The sequence below is a fragment of the Vibrio splendidus genome, assembly GCF_003345295.1.
In the GTDB taxonomy this organism is placed as follows: Bacteria; Pseudomonadota; Gammaproteobacteria; order Enterobacterales; family Vibrionaceae; genus Vibrio; species Vibrio splendidus_K.
Map to the genome: position 1 here is coordinate 875,234 of NZ_CP031055.1, position 18,030 is coordinate 893,263.

General features: G+C 44.2%; 18 protein-coding genes, 1 riboswitch and 1 other annotated feature. Of the genes, 12 read left to right on the forward strand and 6 right to left on the reverse strand.

What is annotated here, in order from left to right; translation table 11 throughout:
• Nucleotides 1–22: 22 nt before the first annotated feature.
• Nucleotides 23–211 (reverse strand): hypothetical protein, encoded by a 189-nt coding sequence (locus tag DUN60_RS24520; RefSeq protein ID WP_133146056.1) that lies wholly within the window; start codon nucleotides 209–211, stop codon nucleotides 23–25.
• 256 nt (nucleotides 212–467) lie between these two features.
• Between DUN60_RS24520 and htpX the strand changes: the two genes are divergently transcribed.
• Nucleotides 468–1,331: a protease HtpX gene (gene htpX / locus DUN60_RS03920; protein WP_054546660.1), complete on the forward strand. Its 864-nt coding sequence runs from the start codon at nucleotides 468–470 to the stop codon at nucleotides 1,329–1,331.
• Nucleotides 1,332–1,591: 260 nt separating this feature from the next.
• Here the strand turns inward: htpX and purB are convergent, their stop codons facing one another.
• The 3 genes from purB to mnmA form a co-directional block, all read right to left on the reverse strand.
• Nucleotides 1,592–2,962 (reverse strand): adenylosuccinate lyase, encoded by a 1,371-nt coding sequence (purB, locus tag DUN60_RS03925; RefSeq protein ID WP_114633225.1) that lies wholly within the window; start codon nucleotides 2,960–2,962, stop codon nucleotides 1,592–1,594.
• 143 nt (nucleotides 2,963–3,105) lie between these two features.
• The gene (hflD, locus tag DUN60_RS03930; RefSeq protein ID WP_004734565.1) at nucleotides 3,106–3,723 is read right to left on the reverse strand and encodes a high frequency lysogenization protein HflD; all 618 of its coding nucleotides are present in this window, start codon (nucleotides 3,721–3,723) and stop codon (nucleotides 3,106–3,108) included.
• A 48-nt stretch (nucleotides 3,724–3,771) separates the two neighbouring features.
• Nucleotides 3,772–4,908, reverse strand: coding sequence for a tRNA 2-thiouridine(34) synthase MnmA (mnmA, locus tag DUN60_RS03935; RefSeq protein WP_114633226.1), 1,137 nt, complete (start codon nucleotides 4,906–4,908; stop codon nucleotides 3,772–3,774).
• A gap of 203 nt (nucleotides 4,909–5,111) precedes the next feature.
• On the opposite strand from mnmA, the gene DUN60_RS03940 reads away from it, so the two are divergent.
• Nucleotides 5,112–5,381 carry a hypothetical protein gene (locus DUN60_RS03940; RefSeq protein WP_004734567.1) on the forward strand — a complete coding sequence of 90 codons (270 nt, stop codon included), beginning with the start codon at nucleotides 5,112–5,114 and terminating at the stop codon, nucleotides 5,379–5,381.
• Nucleotides 5,382–5,483: 102 nt separating this feature from the next.
• Nucleotides 5,484–6,788 (forward strand): inosine/guanosine kinase, encoded by a 1,305-nt coding sequence (locus tag DUN60_RS03945; RefSeq protein ID WP_004734568.1) that lies wholly within the window; start codon nucleotides 5,484–5,486, stop codon nucleotides 6,786–6,788.
• 173 nt (nucleotides 6,789–6,961) lie between these two features.
• Here DUN60_RS03945 and DUN60_RS03950 read toward each other — a convergent pair whose 3' ends face one another.
• Nucleotides 6,962–7,372 carry an H-NS family histone-like protein gene (locus DUN60_RS03950; protein WP_004734569.1) on the reverse strand — a complete coding sequence of 137 codons (411 nt, stop codon included), beginning with the start codon at nucleotides 7,370–7,372 and terminating at the stop codon, nucleotides 6,962–6,964.
• A gap of 364 nt (nucleotides 7,373–7,736) precedes the next feature.
• Nucleotides 7,737–7,914: riboswitch (Lysine riboswitch) on the forward strand.
• Between the two features lie 112 nt (nucleotides 7,915–8,026).
• On the opposite strand from DUN60_RS03950, the gene DUN60_RS03955 reads away from it, so the two are divergent.
• The 9 genes from DUN60_RS03955 to hisIE all read left to right on the forward strand — a co-directional run bounded on the left by DUN60_RS03955 (nucleotide 8,027) and on the right by hisIE (nucleotide 17,306).
• Nucleotides 8,027–9,619, forward strand: a complete 1,593-nt coding sequence (locus tag DUN60_RS03955; protein ID WP_102557357.1) for a Na+/H+ antiporter NhaC family protein — start codon at nucleotides 8,027–8,029, stop codon at nucleotides 9,617–9,619.
• Between the two features lie 189 nt (nucleotides 9,620–9,808).
• Nucleotides 9,809–9,944, forward strand: a sequence feature (His leader region).
• 53 nt (nucleotides 9,945–9,997) lie between these two features.
• On the forward strand, nucleotides 9,998–10,894 hold the full coding sequence (hisG, locus tag DUN60_RS03960) for an ATP phosphoribosyltransferase (protein WP_065205548.1): 897 nt from the start codon (nucleotides 9,998–10,000) through the stop codon (nucleotides 10,892–10,894).
• Nucleotides 10,894–12,213 carry a histidinol dehydrogenase gene (hisD, locus tag DUN60_RS03965; protein ID WP_017094422.1) on the forward strand — a complete coding sequence of 440 codons (1,320 nt, stop codon included), beginning with the start codon at nucleotides 10,894–10,896 and terminating at the stop codon, nucleotides 12,211–12,213. Before hisG ends, hisD begins: the two co-directional genes overlap by 1 nt.
• Nucleotides 12,214–12,222: 9 nt before the next feature.
• Nucleotides 12,223–13,263, forward strand: coding sequence for a histidinol-phosphate transaminase (gene hisC, locus DUN60_RS03970; RefSeq protein ID WP_017108410.1), 1,041 nt, complete (start codon nucleotides 12,223–12,225; stop codon nucleotides 13,261–13,263).
• 131 nt (nucleotides 13,264–13,394) lie between these two features.
• Nucleotides 13,395–14,483 (forward strand): bifunctional histidinol-phosphatase/imidazoleglycerol-phosphate dehydratase HisB, encoded by a 1,089-nt coding sequence (hisB, locus tag DUN60_RS03975; RefSeq protein ID WP_114633227.1) that lies wholly within the window; start codon nucleotides 13,395–13,397, stop codon nucleotides 14,481–14,483.
• Nucleotides 14,484–14,508: 25 nt separating this feature from the next.
• Nucleotides 14,509–15,123: an imidazole glycerol phosphate synthase subunit HisH gene (hisH, locus tag DUN60_RS03980; protein WP_114633228.1), complete on the forward strand. Its 615-nt coding sequence runs from the start codon at nucleotides 14,509–14,511 to the stop codon at nucleotides 15,121–15,123.
• A 43-nt stretch (nucleotides 15,124–15,166) separates the two neighbouring features.
• Complete coding sequence (gene hisA, locus DUN60_RS03985) at nucleotides 15,167–15,904, forward strand: 1-(5-phosphoribosyl)-5-[(5-phosphoribosylamino)methylideneamino]imidazole-4-carboxamide isomerase (protein ID WP_012604374.1); 738 nt, start codon at nucleotides 15,167–15,169, stop codon at nucleotides 15,902–15,904.
• Nucleotides 15,886–16,659, forward strand: coding sequence for an imidazole glycerol phosphate synthase subunit HisF (hisF, locus tag DUN60_RS03990; protein WP_004734577.1), 774 nt, complete (start codon nucleotides 15,886–15,888; stop codon nucleotides 16,657–16,659). Before hisA ends, hisF begins: the two co-directional genes overlap by 19 nt.
• Nucleotides 16,656–17,306: a bifunctional phosphoribosyl-AMP cyclohydrolase/phosphoribosyl-ATP diphosphatase HisIE gene (gene hisIE / locus DUN60_RS03995; protein ID WP_004734578.1), complete on the forward strand. Its 651-nt coding sequence runs from the start codon at nucleotides 16,656–16,658 to the stop codon at nucleotides 17,304–17,306. Before hisF ends, hisIE begins: the two co-directional genes overlap by 4 nt.
• A gap of 184 nt (nucleotides 17,307–17,490) precedes the next feature.
• Here hisIE and DUN60_RS04000 read toward each other — a convergent pair whose 3' ends face one another.
• Nucleotides 17,491–18,015, reverse strand: a complete 525-nt coding sequence (locus DUN60_RS04000; protein WP_114633229.1) for a YchJ family protein — start codon at nucleotides 18,013–18,015, stop codon at nucleotides 17,491–17,493.
• Nucleotides 18,016–18,030 lie beyond the last annotated feature (15 nt).

Below are 18,030 nucleotides of genomic sequence, written 5' to 3' on the forward strand. Positions count from 1 at the left end.
GGTCTTTTGAACAAGTTTGGGATTAATGTTCTTTTGTCAGTCCCATTAATGCTTGTTGCGTTTCTGTGATTTTTGTCTGTGCCGTTTGCGGTGTTAGGATTCCAATCTGCTTTTTCGCTTCTTCTTCAGTAATCCCTAGGTGACAGCACAGTAAATCAATAGCCATTTGAGTGTTAGTACCTTCAACCATGATCGTTCCCTTTTTGTACATGGACTAGCCAATAAATCATCTGAAGTCACTGTAAACGGATTGTTATATTGGCACCATACGACTTAGGTCTAATAGACTAAGGTTAATTCGAATATAGTCTCGTAATCAAATGTTGCAATTTAATGCTTAACCTTGTTTTCTTAATCTAAGACTATATGTATAAGTAAGTATAAGTCTTCAAGGTTGGAATCTATTGCTGTCTGCCTTGCCTATAACAATAAGTTTTATAAAAACAGCTTTCATGCGGAGATAAGTAATGAAGCGAGTAATGTTGTTCCTTGCAACCAACCTTGCGGTTGTATTGGTACTAAGTGTTGTTCTTAATATTGTATATGCAGTCACAGGTATGCAACCAGGAAGCCTTTCAGGCTTGTTGTTAATGGCTGCAGTATTTGGTTTTGGCGGTTCATTCATTTCATTAATGATGTCAAAGAAAATGGCGCTACGCTCAGTAGGCGGCATGGTCATTGAAAGCCCACGTAACGAAACAGAACATTGGTTGATGGAGACGGTAAGCCGTCAAGCTCAGCAAGTTGGTATTGGTATGCCAACAGTGGCGATCTACGACTCGCCAGACATCAACGCATTCGCGACAGGTGCTAAACGTGACGATTCATTGGTAGCAGTATCAACAGGCCTGCTGCACAACATGACGCGTGATGAAGCTGAAGCGGTATTAGCGCATGAAGTGAGCCACATCGCGAACGGTGATATGGTGACCATGACGTTAATGCAAGGTGTAGTGAACACGTTCGTTATCTTCCTATCTCGTTTCATCGCCAACATTGTTGCGTCGAATGACAACGAAGAAGAGGGCGGCAGCAACATGATGGTGTACTTCGGTGTGTCTATGGTGTTGGAATTGGTATTTGGTTTCTTAGCAAGCTTCATTACGATGTGGTACAGCCGTCATCGTGAATTCCATGCCGATGCAGGTGCAGCGAACCTAGTAGGTAAAGAGAAGATGATTGCAGCGCTAGAGCGTCTAAAGGTGAGCCATGAGCCACAACTGGAAGGTTCTATGATGGCGTTTGGTATCAACGGTAAGAAGTCTCTAACAGAGCTTCTAATGAGCCATCCACCACTAGATAAGCGTATTGCGTCTCTACGTAACATGTAATCGCTACATATTCTTTTGTCACTAATCGACAAGATACATTTGAAAGGCTTCCTTCGGGAGGCCTTTTTGGATCTTGGCATTTAAGGATGTTTGTCTAATGTGGCTTGCAGTATTTGAATGGGGGAGGTGAGTAGGACAAGTCAGGTTTGATTGACGACTGTTGTTTACTTAGGGACTACTGTTCGAGACATTTGTTCTACGCAACAAAAAGGCTTCCACATGGGAAGCCTTAGTCTATTCTGTGATTCGAACTTCGAATTTTACAGCTTGTCAGTTAGCTCGATTGCTTGACCGATGTAGTTCGCTGGCGTCATCTCTTTTAGACGTACTTTCTCGTCTGCAGGGATTTCAAGACCATCGATGAATGCACGCATGCCTTCGCCATCTACACGTTTACCACGAGTTAGCTCTTTTAGCTTCTCGTATGGCTTCTCGATGCCGTAACGACGCATTACTGTTTGTACTGGTTCAGCCAATACTTCCCAGTTTTTGTCTAGTTCAGCAAGTAGCGCAGCACGGTTAACTTCTAGCTTGCTAATACCTTTCAGAGTCGAAGTGTATGCAATGATTGCGTAGCCAACACCCACACCTAAGTTACGAAGAACTGTAGAGTCAGTAAGGTCACGCTGCCAGCGAGAAACTGGAAGTTTTTGTGCTAGGTGGCTAAATACTGCGTTCGCTAGACCAAGGTTGCCTTCAGAGTTTTCGAAGTCAATTGGGTTAACTTTATGCGGCATTGTAGAAGAACCGATTTCGCCAGCAATAGTCTTCTGCTTGAAGTGACCAAGAGCGATGTAGCCCCAAACGTCACGGTCGAAGTCAAGAAGGATAGTATTGAAACGAGCAACAGCATCAAATAGCTCAGCGATGTAATCGTGAGGTTCGATTTGAGTTGTGTACGGGTTCCAAGTTACGCCAAGAGATTCAGTGATGAACTCTTCGCTGAACTGGTGCCATTCAACTTCTGGGTATGCAGAAAGGTGTGCGTTGTAGTTACCTACAGCACCGTTGATTTTCGCTAGGATCTCAACGTTTTCGATTTGCTTGTATTGACGTTCCATACGGTATGCAACGTTAGCCATCTCTTTACCCATAGTAGAAGGAGAAGCAGGCTGACCGTGTGTACGAGACAGTAATGGAATGTCACGGTACTCGTTCGCAAGCGCTTTGATAGCTTCAATTACGTTACGGATTTCTGGAAGAATCACGGTATCACGAGCTTCTTTAAGCATAAGCGCGTGAGAGGTGTTGTTGATGTCTTCAGAAGTACATGCAAAGTGAATAAATTCGTTTACAGCGTGAAGTTCAGGAACGCCAGCAACTTTCTCTTTCAAGAAGTACTCAACCGCTTTAACGTCGTGGTTAGTCGTGCGCTCGATCTCTTTGATACGTAGAGCATCTTCTTCACTGAAGTTAGCAGCTAGTTCATCAAGAAACTGGTTAGCTTCTGCACTGAACGCTGGTACTTCTTTGATTGCATCTGTAGCTGCAAGCTTTTGTAACCAACGAACTTCAACGATAGAGCGGTACTTTAGTAGGCCAAACTCACTAAAGATGCTGCGTAATGCAACAGTCTTGCTTCCGTAACGGCCGTCTACTGGTGAAACAGCAGTCAATGCTGACAGTTCCATGGTGTTCTCCTGAATTGAGTTTTCTAAATTTTGAGAGGTTTATACCAGTAACAATCTCAATTGTCACGCATATTGCGCAATCGTTTGCGTGAGAATTGTGTTGGTACAAAAAACAAGCTCGCGACGAGGCGCGAGCTAATAAATTACATGCGAGCTAGCAGGATTTGAGCCTGCTCGATCATTTTTTTGCGACCGAAGATAAGGTGGCGACGTTTGCCGCCAACTTGACGCCATAACACAGCGCTTCGAATTCCTGATAGCAGCAGAGCACGAACCTTGTGTTGGCTCGATGTCTGTTGAAGTACTGCTGGCGTACCAGAAACCTGAATACGAGGGCCAATAGGGCTCACTACATCTAAGTAGATGCTCGCAAGGTTGCTGATCATTTGCTCGTCAAACAGATCGAAGTGCTCAGTTTGACGCTCTGCAGTTTGAATACGATCACCAAGCTGTGACATAGAGTCATTGCGAGCAGATAGTTTACGTTCAAGCGCCATCAAGCTGATGATGTAGCGAGTAATGTCGCTACCAGCAGGAGTACTGTCGATACCTTTTACTAAGCATTCAAGGCCTAGCTTTAGGTTCGCCTCACGGCCAAATACACCCACAGTGTTCGCTGGGTTAGTATTTAAAATGGCATTGAGTGAAGCTTCGAAGGCATCTTTATCACAACGGCCGTCTTTCGCTACTTGTTGAACCAAAGCCACAGCTTGGCAAATTCCAGCGAAAGCAATAGTACGGTCATAAAGTGTATTAGCCACGTAGTAACTCCTAGTTGTTTTCTATCGTTTGTTGTTCGTTCGATTAGATTAGATGCGTTTTTCGATGATACCACCACCAAGACAGACTTCATCTTGGTAGAACACAGCCGACTGGCCTGGCGTTACAGCGATTTGCGGCTCATCGAAGATAACCTTAATGTTATCATCGTCAATTGGGATGATTGTACAAGGAATATCGGTTTGACGGTAACGTGTTTTTACCGTGCATGTCATAACTCCAGTAATTGGTGTGCGATTAACCCAATGAAGCTGAGATGCGAACAAGCCTTCTGATTTAAGAAGCGGGTGGTCTTTACCTTGAACCGCGATCAGAACATTACGCTTAAGATCTTTTTCACCAACAAACCATGGTTCTTCGTTACCGCCGCCACCTTTAGTGCCGCCAATATGAAGACCTTTACGTTGACCCAAAGTGTGGTACATCAAGCCTTGGTGCTGACCAATAACTTGACCGTCTGGCGTCTCGATATTACCCGGTTGAGCAGGTAGGTATTTGCCTAAGAACTCAGTGAACTTACGCTCACCGATAAAGCAGATACCGGTAGAGTCTTTTTTCTTCGCAGTGATCAAGTCTTGCTCTTCAGCAATACGGCGCACTTCAGGCTTCTCTAATTCACCCACAGGGAATAGGCTGCGTGCCACTTGATCTGAACTTAGCGTGTATAAGAAATAGCTTTGGTCTTTGTTGCCGTCTAGGCCACGTAGCATTTCTGGTTTCACGCCAGCGTCTAGCTCTTCTTGAGTTGGGAAAGTACGACGAACATAGTGACCCATCGCAATGTAGTCTGCGTCTAATACTTCATCCGCAAACTCTAAGAATGCCTTGAATTTAATTTCTTTGTTACAAAGGATATCTGGGTTCGGTGTACGACCCGCTTTGTATTCTTCAAGAAAGTACTCGAATACATTATCCCAGTACTCTGCTGCAAAGTTGATAGTGTGAAGGTGGATACCTAACTTGTCACATACCGCTTGAGCATCAGCAAGGTCTTCAGCTGCCGTGCAGTATTCTTCGTTATCGTCTTCTTCCCAGTTTTTCATGAAAAGGCCTTCTACCTGATAGCCTTGTTGCTGAAGAAGATACGCCGATACTGACGAATCTACACCGCCGGACATACCGACAATTACTTTCTTTTCGCTGTTTCCAGAGCTGATATCTGACATGTCTAAACACCGTTACTATTACTTGGTCGCAGATTCTAACAGAAAGAGAAACACCGCGACAGATCCGAGACCGGAATCACAGTTTCATTTGCACAAATATTGCGCTGACTTCGTTAGATAATCGCATGAACGCGAGGAGACTCGCTAGGATGTCAGATCTATATGTGGCATAGTCGCTCGAAATCCAAGACCTGAGATAAAAAATGTCTGAACAAAATGAGTTTATGCAAGAAGAACAGTTGATCGAGATTATCGAGAACCAACTTGAAGATGGCCAACCTGTAAAAGTGAAAGAGACGCTGATGCGTTTAATGATGACAGGTACTCCTCGTGAAGAGGCGATTGCGGCTATGGCATGTGCACTGGCTATTGAAGTATTTGATGTAATGAAAAACGGCGCTGAGTTTAATCAAAAACGTTACGCCGAGCATTTGGGTATGCTACCTGACTTAAGCTTTATGGAAGGCGAATAAAAAAATACCCTAGCAAACGTTTGCTATAGTTTGAAAGATTGCCGCGTTAAATATAGCGCGGTAGAATCCGCCACCTATTTCCCCTTGACTTAGACTAGCCTTATGAAATTCCCTGGACAACGTAAATCAAAGCACTATTTTCCGGTTCACGCTCGTGATCCTTTAGTAAGCCAAGCTCAAACTAGCAAAAGAATGTCACGTACTCATATTATCGGTATTGACCAAACTTTGGTGGATATTGAAGCGAAAGTGAGTTCTGAGCTAATCGAAAAATACGGGCTAAGTAAGGGACACTCACTGGTAATTGGTGATGAAGCTGCTGAATCCTTGTATCAAGAATTAAAAGAACAGTGCCTGATCACCAATGAATACGCTGGTGGCACTATTGGTAATACATTACACAACTATTCAGTACTTGCGGATGACCGTTCAACGCTATTGGGTGTAATGAGCCAAGATATTAAAATTGGTAGTTACGGTTACCGCTATTTATGTAATACATCAAGCAGAATGGATCTGAACCATTTACAAGGGGTAGATGGCGCAATTGGTCGCTGCTTTGCATTAATTACAGAAGATGGTGAACGTACTTTCGCAATTAGCGAAGGACAAATGAACCAATTAAAACCAGAAAGCATCCCTGAGAAAATTTTCAAAAGTGCTTCTGCTTTAGTATTAACGGCGTATTTAGTTCGTTGTAAACCAGGTGACCCTATGCCTGAAGCAACAATGAAAGCTATCGAATACGCGAAGAAATACGATGTGCCTGTTGTTTTAACTCTTGGTACTAAGTTTGTTATTCAAGATGATCCAGAGTTCTGGAAAGATTTTCTTGAACAGCACGTCACCGTTGTTGCAATGAATGAAGACGAAGCTGAAGCCTTAACAGGAGAAAGCGATCCGCTTGCTGCTTCAGACAAAGCACTAGAGTGGGTAGACTTAGTTCTATGTACGGCAGGCCCTGTTGGCTTATTCATGGCGGGTTATACTGAAGACGCGGTGAAGCGTGAAACTTCATTGCCGTTGTTACCAGGCTCGATTGCAGAATTTAACCGCTATGAGTTTAGCCGTCCTGCACATAAAGAGTTATGTGACAACCCAACGAAAATCTATTCGCATATCGCGCCTTACATGGGTGGTCCAGAAAAGATCAAGAATACCAATGGTGCAGGGGATGCGGCGCTGTCGGCTTTATTACATGATATGGCAGCAAATAAATATCATAAAGAAAATGTACCGAATTCTAGCAAGCACCAACATGCATTTTTAACGTATTCATCTTTCTCACAAGTTTGTAAATATTCAAACCGTGCAAGTTATGAAGTGTTGGTTCAGCACTCTCCTCGCTTGTCTCGCGGCCTTCCTGAAAGAGAAGACAGTCTAGAAGAAGCATACTGGGAAAGATAAGATATTTTTATCTTTTTCATTTATATTTCTAATAGTGAAATATAAAAAAAGGCTCCGAAAGGAGCCTTTTTTGTTTCTGAATATATTGAAGCCGTAAATAATACTTTAGTCGACTTAATATTAATTCTATTGCTTAGTGTTTTATTGATTATTCACTTAGCAGACACGATGCCTTAAAGAGCAAACTCTTCTAGAGATTTACCAGCATCTAGTTGTTCTTGGATAGCTGAAGGCGTACGGCCTTGACCTGTCCAAGTTTTCTCGTCGCCGTTTGCGTCTACGTATTTGTATTTCGCTGGACGAGGAGCACGTTTAGCTTTAGTTGTTTTAGATTTTGCTTCACCAGAAAGTGCAGCAATAAGATCTGCAACATCAATTCCGTCTTTTGCAATTTGTTCAGCAATAGCAGAAAGCTTAGCTTCTTGCTCTGCTTTAGCAGCGCGTTCTTCAGCTTCAGACTCTTGACGCTCTTGTACAACAATAGTCAGCTTGTCTAGCGCTTCTTCAAGTTGCTCAAGAGTTAATTCACGTGAGAACGCACGAAGGCTGCGGATATTTAATAGTGTTTTTGTTAATTCAGACATGATATTTCCCATCAAGGTAAACTAAATAATCCTCCTAATAATAAACAGTGCCTAGGAATAAAACAAATAGTATTTCTTGTATTGGTTATTTAAATATAAAAGTGAGATGAATAGTTGAAAAAGAAACGACTCACTTTTGATGAATTTATAATAATTATTAAGATTATCTTAAAAATCGATATGTGACTGGTGGAGTAATTGCTATATGTAGACTATTTTTTTATTGATTAGTTCATTAACAAAAAGACATTTTTGTCGGAATGATATGTTGCATTGTTGCTCTTGATGGGTACAATTGCGGCTACCTGATGCGATGCTTTGGTTAATTTGTTGTTAAACTCTGGTTTACACAGTTAATAATGTTATCGCACGTAGAGGCGCAATTATAAAAAGTAGTTTTCGTTGGGGTGATGCCAATGAACGGGAATGAAAGGTGTAATTGCCGAAGTAAATTGTATATCTAAACAATTTGCTGGGGTTGTGCTCAATAGGTACAACACTGCCATAGTCTTAATTTTAAACTATGGAGCGCTACTGTAGGGTTGGGTGAAGTGTTCACTTCCCTTTCGCTTAGTTCAACATGAGCTTGATAAACTGTATCAAGTTTGTCTGCAGTAGATCTCTAGCCAAATAAAAAACTGGTTTTTGAAGATCATGAATTTAATAGATTTTGCAACATCGCCTTTATCGCTGCTTCCTCCTTTGGTTGCATTGACTCTAGCTATTGTTACCCGCCGTGTATTGGTTTCCTTGGGTGTTGGTATCGTTATGGGTGCGATTCTACTTGCTGACTACTCAGTAGGTAACGCAGCTAGTTACGTGTTCACTAAAGCATCTGGTGTTTTCATCGAAGATGGTGGCATTAACACTTGGAACATGAGCATCATCGCATTCCTAATTATTCTCGGAATGACAACTGCATTACTCACACTATCTGGTGGTACTCGCGCATTCGCTGAGTGGGCACAGTCTCGTGTGAAGAGCAAACGTGGTTCAAAACTACTTGCTGCCTTCTTAGGCGTATTCATCTTTGTCGATGATTACTTCAACAGCTTAGCGGTAGGTGCTATCTCTCGTCCTGTAACAGACCGCTTCTACGTATCTCGCGCTAAGCTAGCTTATATTCTAGATTCTACCGCTGCTCCAATGTGTGTGATTATGCCGGCTTCTAGTTGGGGTGCTTACATCATCACTATTATTGGTGGCATCTTAGTGACACACGGTGTGACTGAGTATTCTGCACTGGGTGCTTACGTTCGTCTTATCCCAATGAACTTCTACGCTGTGTTCGCACTATTAATGGTATTTGCCGTTGCATGGTTCGGTCTAGACGTTGGTAAGATGCGTGAACATGAGATTGAAGCCTCTCAAGGCCGTGGCTTTGAAGGCGACAACGATCAAAAGCAAGCTCACGATCTAAACGAAGAGCTAGACATTCAAGAGAGCGAAAACGGTTCTGTCTCTGATCTTGTTATGCCAATCGTATCGCTAATCGTAGCAACAGTTGCTGCTATGCTTTACACAGGCGGCCAAGCGCTGACTGCTGACGGTCAAGCATTTAACCTGCTTGGTGCGTTCGAAAATACAGATGTAGGTAAGTCTCTTGTTTATGGTGGCGTTCTAGGTCTGCTTGTTGCGCTAGCGACAGTGTTTAAGCAAAAGCTACCAATGTCTGATATCGCAAGAACAATGTGGATCGGTGCTAGCTCTATGTTTGGCGCTATCCTGATTCTTGTGTTCGCTTGGACTATCGGTTCTGTCATCGGTGACATGAAAACAGGTTCGTACCTATCATCTCTAGCAACTGGCAATATTGATTACCACTGGCTACCCGTTATTTTGTTCCTTCTTGCTGGCCTAATGGCGTTCTCGACAGGTACATCATGGGGTACGTTCGGTATCATGCTACCTATCGCGGGTGACATGGCTGCAGCCTCTGACATCGCGCTAATTCTGCCTATGTTAAGTGCGGTTCTTGCTGGTTCTGTATTTGGTGACCACTGTTCTCCAATCTCAGACACAACGATTCTGTCTTCTACCGGTGCTCGTTGTAACCACATTGACCACGTATCGACTCAGCTTCCTTATGCGCTGTCTGTGGCGTTCGTATCGTGTATCGGCTTCATCACTCTAGGTATGACATCATCAACTGGCATCGCGTTCGGCGCAGCGTCTCTAACGTTTGTGGCAGTATGTTTTGCATTGGCTTATTTCTCACGTTGTAAAATGTCGACGTGCAAAAGCTAATCATCACTTGATTGAATAATGAAAAGGGAGGCGTTTGCCTCCCTTTTTTTGTGCTCGTTAATTTAATTTTAAATTTCGTGAAAAAAGTTCGAATAAATGGTTGAAAAAGGGTGTCAGCTTAGTTAGTGTGGATACAAGACAGCAAACAACCTAAGAGCCGATAAGTATGCGTAAATTAGTAATGAACATTCATCACCATCATCACCCTATCTAGTCTTTCGGGGAGATTTACGTATACCCGGGAGCAAGAATTCTCCCGGAGGTTAAGTCAAAGAATTTAGATTTAAACCCTCGGGACGACAAAGTCTTCCGAGGGTTTTTTAGTTTTAGCACTTTTAAATAATCAATAAATTCAAATATTTGCACAGGGATACAGCAATGCAGACACAACGCCTAAGAATCGCAATTCAAAAGAAAGGTCGCTTAAGTAAAGAGTGCCAAGATCTACTTAAAAAATGTGGTGTTAAATTTAACATCATGGGTGAGCAGTTAGTTGTTCATTCACTAAATATGCCAATCGACTTGTTACTGGTTCGTGATGATGACATCCCAGGTCTTATCATGGACGGTGTAGTTGACCTAGGTTTCATTGGCGAGAATGAACTAGAAGAAGTTCGCCTAGACCGTATCGCTCTAAACGAGCCATCGCAATTCAGCACTCTACGCCGCTTAGATTTCGGTGGTTGCCGACTTTCTATCGCTATCAACAAAGATCAAGAATACAACGGCCCACAAGATCTTGCGGGTAAACGTATTGCGACAACCTACCCACAACTACTTAAAGCCTACATGGACGAGCAGGGTGTTGAATTCAGCACTTGTATGCTAACAGGTTCGGTTGAAGTTGCTCCTCGTGCAGGTCTAGCTGACGCTATCGCAGATTTGGTTTCTACAGGCGCTACGCTAGAAGCGAACGGCCTGAAAGAAACGGAAGTTATCTTCCAATCTAAAGCAACTCTGATTCAACGCACTGGCGAATTTGATGCAGACAAAATAGCATTGATTGAAAAACTACTGACTCGTATGCAGGGTGTTCAACAAGCGAAAGAGTCTAAGTACATCATGCTTCACGCGCCAACGTCTCAGCTAGAGCAAATCAAAGCGCTATTACCTGGAGCTGAAGATCCTACTGTTCTTCCTCTATCTACAGACAAAGACAAAGTTGCCGTTCACCTAGTAAGTACTGAGAACTTGTTCTGGGAAACTATGGAACAGCTGAAGGAGTTGGGTGCAAGCTCGATTCTAGTATTACCAATCGAAAAAATGATGGGGTAGTGACGATGAGAACCGTTGTTTGGCAATCTTTAAGTGAATCACAGCAAGACTCGGTACTAGAGCGTCCAGCTATTACTGAAGGTGCAAACATCACAGCGACTGTTTCTGATGTTATTGCAAAAGTACGAAATGAAGGCGATGCCGCACTTAAAGAACTGACTGAAAAGTTCGATCGTGTGACTCCAGAATCCATTCGAGTCAGCTCGACTGAGATTGAAGAGGCATGTGCTCGTTTAACACCAGAAATGAAGCAAGCGTTAGAACAAGCTTATAGCAATATTGCTAAGTTTCACGAAGCTCAGAAGCCGCAGCCAATTAAGGTTGAAACACAGCCAGGCGTTGTGTGTGAGCAAGTGACACGCGCTATTAATACTGTTGGACTCTATATTCCGGGTGGCAGCGCGCCACTTCCGTCAACGGTTCTTATGTTAGGTGTACCCGCTCAAATCGCGGGTTGCCGCAAGGTTGTGCTTTGTTCACCTCCGCCAATCGCAGATGAAATCTTGTATGTAGCTAATCTTTGTAAAATCGATGAGGTTTACAATGTCGGTGGTGGTCAAGCTGTTGCTGCCATGGCTTACGGTACGGAGAGTGTCTCTAAAGTAGATAAAATTTTCGGTCCTGGTAATGCGTACGTAACGGAAGCTAAGCGCCAAGTGAGTAACGACTTCCGTGGTTCTGCGATTGATATGCCAGCAGGCCCATCGGAGGTGATGGTGATTGCAGACGAAACTGCGGATGCTGACTTCATTGCTGCTGATCTACTGAGCCAAGCAGAACATGGCCCAGATTCACAGGTTGTATTAGTAACACCATCGCCAGTGATTGCCGACCAAGTAACCGATGCGGTTCAGAAGCAACTGAAAGAACTGTCTCGTGCGAACATCGCTCAGCAAGCATTGGCTTCAAGCCTAATCATCATTGCTGAATCGATCACTCAAGCGATTGCGATTTCTAACTTCTACGGTCCAGAGCACTTGATTGTTCAGACCAAGAACCCGCGTGAATTACTGCCGTTGCTAGACAATGCAGGTTCAATCTTCTTGGGTGACTGGTCTCCAGAATCTGCAGGTGACTACGCATCAGGTACAAACCACGTTCTTCCTACTTACGGCTATACCAAAACCTATTCAAGTCTAGGTTTGGCTGATTTCTCTAAGCGTATGACGGTACAAGAGTTAACTGCTGATGGCTTGAAAGGCCTAGCGCCAACGGTAGTCACAATGGCGGAAGCCGAAGGTTTGGATGCGCACAAACGTGCTGTGACTATCCGAGTTGAAAAATTAAATCGATTTGAACAGTTAAATAAAGCGAAATAAGGGTAGGGCATGGAAAAGTTAGCAAGAAAACAAGTTCAGGCTCTTACACCTTACTTGTCTGCAAGACGCATTGGTGGCAGCGGAGATGTGTGGCTAAACGCTAACGAGTCTCCGTTTGATAACGAGTACAACCTAAACTTGTCTCGTCTTAATCGCTACAGCGAGTGCCAGCCTAAAGAGCTGATCGATGCTTACGCTCAATATGCAGGCGTGAAATCAGAGCAAACGCTGACCACTCGTGGCGCTGACGAAGGTATCGAACTTTTGATTCGAGCTTTCTGCGAGCCGAACGAAGATTCGATTCTGTACTGCCCTCCGACTTACGGTATGTATGCTATCAGTGCCGAGACGATTGGTGTTGAGCGTAAAGTTGTGCCTCTGACGTCTGAATGGCAATTGGATCTTCCCGCGATTGAAGCGCAACTCGACAACGTAAAAGTGGTGTTTGTTTGTAGCCCAAACAACCCAACGGGTAACTTAGTTGATCGCAAAGACATCATCAAACTGCTTGAAATGACGCAAGACAAAGCGATTGTGGTGATGGATGAAGCGTATATCGATTTCTGTCCAGAAGCGTCAACTGTTGACTTGCTTGAGCAATACCCGAACCTTGCGATTCTGCGTACCTTGTCGAAAGCTTTTGCTCTGGCGGGTTTACGTTGTGGCTTTACGCTGGCGAACAAAGCGCTTATCGATGTACTGTTGAAAGTGATTGCGCCTTACCCAGTTCCAATTCCAGTTGCTGATATTGCCGTTCAAGCGCTTTCTGAACAAGGGCTTGCGCGAGCGAAGTTCCAAGTTTTGGATTTAAGTGCTAACCGAGCGTATTTGCAAGCTGGTTTGTTGGGTATGCCTCAAGTGACGGTATTTGATGGTTGGGGTAACTACCTGCTGGTTAAATTCCCGAACGGCGATGAGTTGTTTAAAGCGGCATGGGACACGGGCATCATCTTGCGTAATTCGCCAATTGAAAACTGTGTTCGTATTAGTATTGGTAACCGCGAAGAGTGCGAAAAGACACTTGGATTCATTCGTAACTTTTTTCAGTAACGAAAGGCTTACCATTAATAACATTTGTCAGTCTGAGTTGATTAAAAACAGACTGGCAAATGAAACCAATATTTTGGGTTAGCGTTTGATTTTAGCTAGGCCAGCAGATTTAAAATTAAAAGGAAGTTCAAGTGAGTAAACAACAGAAAATACTTTTTATAGACCGTGATGGCACCTTAATTGTTGAGCCACCAGTCGACTTTCAAGTAGACCGTTTAGACAAACTAAAATTCGAACCGCTAGTGATCCCTAGCCTACTGGCATTGCAAGATGCGGGTTACCGTTTAGTGATGGTGACTAACCAAGATGGTCTAGGCACAGATAGCTACCCACAAGAAGAGTTCGATGCTCCACACAATATGATGATGGAGTTCTTTGAGTCTCAAGGCGTTAAGTTTGACGATGTGCTTATTTGCCCTCACTTTGACGAAGACAACTGCTCTTGCCGTAAGCCTAAACTGGGTATGGTTAAAGAATACCTACAAGGCGGCAAAGTCGACTTCCAACACTCTGTTGTGATTGGCGATCGAATGACGGATCTTCAACTTGCTGAGAACATGGCAATTCGTGGTATCCAATACGGCCCGGATGCAGAAACGGAACGCACACTCAACTGGCCACAGATCGTTAAAGATTTAACGGTTAATGCTCGTGTTGCTGAAGTGGTTCGTACAACGAAAGAAACTGACATTAAGGTAGCCGTAAACCTTGATGAAACTGGTGGTAACAAGATCGATACTGGCATGGGTTTCTTTGATCACATGCTTGATCAAATCGCGACACACGGCGGTTTCCAAATGAACCTGACTGTGAAGGGCGACCTACACATTGATGATCACCACACAATCGAAGACACCGCTCTCGCTTTAGGCCAAGCACTTAAAGATGCATTAGGCGATAAACGTGGTATCGGCCGTTTCGGTTTTAGCCTGCCTATGGATGAGTGTTTAGCTCAGTGCGCGTTAGATCTCTCTGGTCGTCCGTACCTGAAATTCGATGCTAAGTTTAGCCGCGAGCAAGTGGGTGACCTTTCTACGGAGATGGTGGTTCACTTCTTCCGTTCTTTAACCGATACACTGGCTTGTACATTGCACCTTTCTTCAGCTGGCAATAATGATCACCACATTATTGAGAGCCTGTTCAAAGCGTTTGGCCGTACTCTTCGTCAAGCAATCAAAGTTGAAGGTAATGAGTTACCAAGCAGCAAAGGCGTTTTGTAAGGCTAACGTTAGCAAGGAAAAAACAATGAAAGATCAAAAAGTCGTTATTATTGATACTGGTTGTGCCAACGTTTCCTCAGTGAAGTTTGCGATTGAACGTCTGGGCTACGCAGTTGAAATTTCGAAAGAACCAAAAGTTGTTCTTGCTGCGGACAAGCTATTCCTACCAGGAGTAGGTACAGCAAGTGAGGCAATGAAGAACCTGCAAGAGCGTGACCTTGTTACCCTTGTGAAGCAAGTAGAGAAGCCTTTGCTTGGTATCTGTTTAGGTATGCAGCTGTTAGGCAAACTGTCTCAAGAGAAAGGCCAAAAAGCTGACGAGTTAGTTGAATGCTTAGGATTGTGTGATGGTGAAGTTCGTTTACTTGAAACAGGTGATTTACCGTTACCACACATGGGTTGGAACACAGTTACCGCGACACCTAACCACCCTCTATTCAAAGATATTGAAGAAGGCGAGTACTTCTACTTTGTACACAGCTTCGCAATGCCAGTGGGTGACTACACCATCGCACAATGTGATTACGGCAATCCGTTCACAGCGGCGGTGCAAAGTGGCAACTATTATGGTGTTCAGTTCCACCCAGAGCGTTCGTCAAAAGCTGGCTCTAAGCTGATTCAGAACTTCTTGGAATTGTAATAAGGATTAGGCAGCGGCTAACGTTGCCAGATAAGGAATGTAAATGATTATTCCCGCATTAGATTTAATTGAAGGCCAAGTAGTTCGCTTATTCCAAGGCGATTACGGGCAAGTAACAGAATACAAAGTAGACCCTGCAGAGCAGTTCAATCTGTATCACCAAGCTGGCGCAGGTTGGCTTCACCTTGTTGACTTAACGGGTGCAAAAGACACAACAGCTCGCCAGTTGGACTTGATCGCTAAGCTACTTGCTAGCACGCCTGCGAACATCCAGATTGGTGGTGGTGTGCGTAACGAACAAGATGTCGTTGATCTGCTAGAAGCTGGCGCACAGCGCGTTGTGGTTGGTTCTACGGCAGTTAAGCAACCTGAGTTGGTTAAAGGTTGGATGGAGAAATACGGCGCTGAAAAAATCGTGCTGGCTCTGGACATCAATATTGACGAAAGCGGCACACGTAAAGTCGCGATTTCAGGTTGGCAAGAAGATTCAGGTGTGACGATTGAAGCGCTGATTGAAGACTACCTCACGGTTGGCCTTAAACACGTTCTGTGTACCGATATTTCACGTGATGGCACGCTAGAAGGATCAAACGTAGAGCTTTACGTTGATCTTTGTAAGCAGTACCCACAAGTACAATTCCAATCATCGGGCGGCATTGGCAGCTTAGCTGATATTGAAGCGCTTAAAGGCAGCGGTGTTGCTGGTGTGATTGTTGGTCGCGCACTGCTTGATGGAAAGTTCACAGCAGAGGAGGCATTTGCATGTTGGCAAAGCGAATAATCCCCTGTTTGGATGTCCGTGATGGGCAAGTGGTTAAGGGCGTTCAATTCCGCAACCACGAAATTATTGGTGACATTGTTCCGCTAGCACAACGCTACGCAGAAGAGGGCGCTGATGAATTAGTATTTTACGATATTACCGCATCAAGTGATGGCCGTGTGGTCGATAAGAGCTGGGTGAAACGCGTAGCAGAAGTGATTGATATCCCTTTCTGTGTGGCTGGTGGTATTAAGTCAGCAGAAGATGCAGCGCGCATTCTTGAGTTTGGTGCAGATAAAGTATCCATCAACTCGCCTGCATTGGCTAACCCACAGCTGATCACTGACCTAGCTGATAAGTTCGGCGTGCAGTGTATCGTTGTCGGTATCGATTCATACTTCGATAAAGAGACGGGTAAATATCAGGTTTACCAATTCACAGGCGATGAAGCGCGTACCAAAGCAACCAAGTGGGAAACCAAAGATTGGGTGCAGGAAGTACAGAAACGTGGTGCAGGTGAGATTGTGTTAAACATGATGAACCAAGATGGCGTTCGCAACGGCTATGATATCGACCAGTTAAACATGGTACGTTCAGTGTGTAATGTACCCCTGATTGCATCAGGTGGCGCTGGTGCGATGGAGCACTTTGCTGAAGCCTATAAAAAAACCAACGTGGACGGAGCACTTGCGGCTTCGGTATTCCACAAGCAAGTCATCAATATTGGTGAACTTAAACAGTATTTGAAACAACAAGATGTAGAGGTGCGACTATGAGTTTTGAACCCGTAAGCTTATCAAAAACAGAAGTAGGCGCATTGTCAGAGCGTATTGATTGGGAAAAAGTAGATGGCTTAGTGCCGGCTATTGTTCAAGATTACCAATCGAGCCAAGTGCTGATGATGGGATACATGAACCCAGCAGCGCTCGAGAAAACAGGTGAAACTGGCCAAGTGACGTTTTTCTCTCGCACTAAAGAGCGCCTTTGGACCAAAGGTGAAACGTCGGGTAACGTATTGCAACTGCAAAACATGTCATTGGATTGTGACAACGATACCTTGCTGGTTAAGGTTAATCCCATTGGCCCAACGTGCCACACAGGTACAACAACGTGTTGGGATGGCGATAAGCAAGAAGAAACACAGATGGTGTGGCTTCATCAGCTTGAGCAGCTACTGGCTGCCCGCAAGGACGCAGACCCTGAGTCTTCTTATACTGCCAGTCTATATGCCCGTGGCACCAAGCGTATTTCGCAAAAAGTGGGCGAAGAAGGCGTTGAAGTTGCGCTTGCGGCGACGTCGGGCGATAAGGCGGAGTTAGTGTGTGAATCTGCGGATTTGATTTACCACTTGATGGTTCTTCTTCAAGACCAAGGCTTATCGATGAACGACGTGGTAAATAAACTAAAAGAGCGCCATAAGTAAGCCCTCATTAGATTAATAGAACCACGTAAAAGACAAATAAAAGCCCCGTAAACAAACATGTTTACAGGGCTTTTTTAGCGTTCAATTCTTGAGTACATCTCTTCACCTTTAGGCGTTGTCATTCCGAGGAGCCCAAGCGACATCAGGAATCTCTTCTCTTAATCTGACTTCCTAGATGTACGAGTTACCCACAGCACTTTTTATATTTCTTACCACTACCACAGATACATGGGTCATTGCGGCCGATTTTGAAACTCTCAACCGTTTGGTTTAGACGCGGGTCAATCTCTGGCTCTGATCGTTCTTCTTGTTCATCTTCTTGCTCAGGGAAGGTGCCATCAATGTAATACCAAATACCGTCTTCACGAACAAAGCGAGAACGTTCTTGCATACAGAACTGCTCAGCCCCGTCGTTGAAGTAAGCTTTAAACTCAACAAAGCCTTCATTCTCATGTGAACCTGTGGCTGTACCGATGACTTCTAAACCCGCCCAATCACTATCTATGGATTCAGCAATACCTTCTCTCTGCGCTTCTGCATTACAAGTCGGGTGGTAAGTAGCAACCACATAATCAACTAAACCAAGTACATGTGCAGAATAACGTGAGCGCATTAATTGCTCGGGTGTTTCAACTGCACTGTGGTTAAGGTGTGCTGATTCGCAACATTGTTGGTAAGTATTTTTGCTACCGCATGGGCATAAAGGCATAGTCAGATCCTGTAA

What these genes read in the sequence shown, in the direction of transcription:
- hisC (WP_017108410.1), top strand. Translation starts at nt 12,223, where the DNA reads ATGGAAAAGTTAGCAAGAAAACAAGTTCAGGCTCTTACACCTTACTTG.
- hisG (WP_065205548.1), top strand. Translation starts at nt 9,998, where the DNA reads ATGCAGACACAACGCCTAAGAATCGCAATTCAAAAGAAAGGTCGCTTA.
- htpX (WP_054546660.1), top strand. Translation starts at nt 468, where the DNA reads ATGAAGCGAGTAATGTTGTTCCTTGCAACCAACCTTGCGGTTGTATTG.
- DUN60_RS04000 (WP_114633229.1), bottom strand. Translation starts at nt 18,015, where the DNA reads ATGCCTTTATGCCCATGCGGTAGCAAAAATACTTACCAACAATGTTGC.
- mnmA (WP_114633226.1), bottom strand. Translation starts at nt 4,908, where the DNA reads ATGTCAGATATCAGCTCTGGAAACAGCGAAAAGAAAGTAATTGTCGGT.
- DUN60_RS03940 (WP_004734567.1), top strand. Translation starts at nt 5,112, where the DNA reads ATGTCTGAACAAAATGAGTTTATGCAAGAAGAACAGTTGATCGAGATT.
- DUN60_RS24520 (WP_133146056.1), bottom strand. Translation starts at nt 211, where the DNA reads ATGTACAAAAAGGGAACGATCATGGTTGAAGGTACTAACACTCAAATG.
- DUN60_RS03955 (WP_102557357.1), top strand. Translation starts at nt 8,027, where the DNA reads ATGAATTTAATAGATTTTGCAACATCGCCTTTATCGCTGCTTCCTCCT.
- hisF (WP_004734577.1), top strand. Translation starts at nt 15,886, where the DNA reads ATGTTGGCAAAGCGAATAATCCCCTGTTTGGATGTCCGTGATGGGCAA.
- hisIE (WP_004734578.1), top strand. Translation starts at nt 16,656, where the DNA reads ATGAGTTTTGAACCCGTAAGCTTATCAAAAACAGAAGTAGGCGCATTG.
- hisA (WP_012604374.1), top strand. Translation starts at nt 15,167, where the DNA reads ATGATTATTCCCGCATTAGATTTAATTGAAGGCCAAGTAGTTCGCTTA.
- DUN60_RS03945 (WP_004734568.1), top strand. Translation starts at nt 5,484, where the DNA reads ATGAAATTCCCTGGACAACGTAAATCAAAGCACTATTTTCCGGTTCAC.
- DUN60_RS03950 (WP_004734569.1), bottom strand. Translation starts at nt 7,372, where the DNA reads ATGTCTGAATTAACAAAAACACTATTAAATATCCGCAGCCTTCGTGCG.
- purB (WP_114633225.1), bottom strand. Translation starts at nt 2,962, where the DNA reads ATGGAACTGTCAGCATTGACTGCTGTTTCACCAGTAGACGGCCGTTAC.
- hisH (WP_114633228.1), top strand. Translation starts at nt 14,509, where the DNA reads ATGAAAGATCAAAAAGTCGTTATTATTGATACTGGTTGTGCCAACGTT.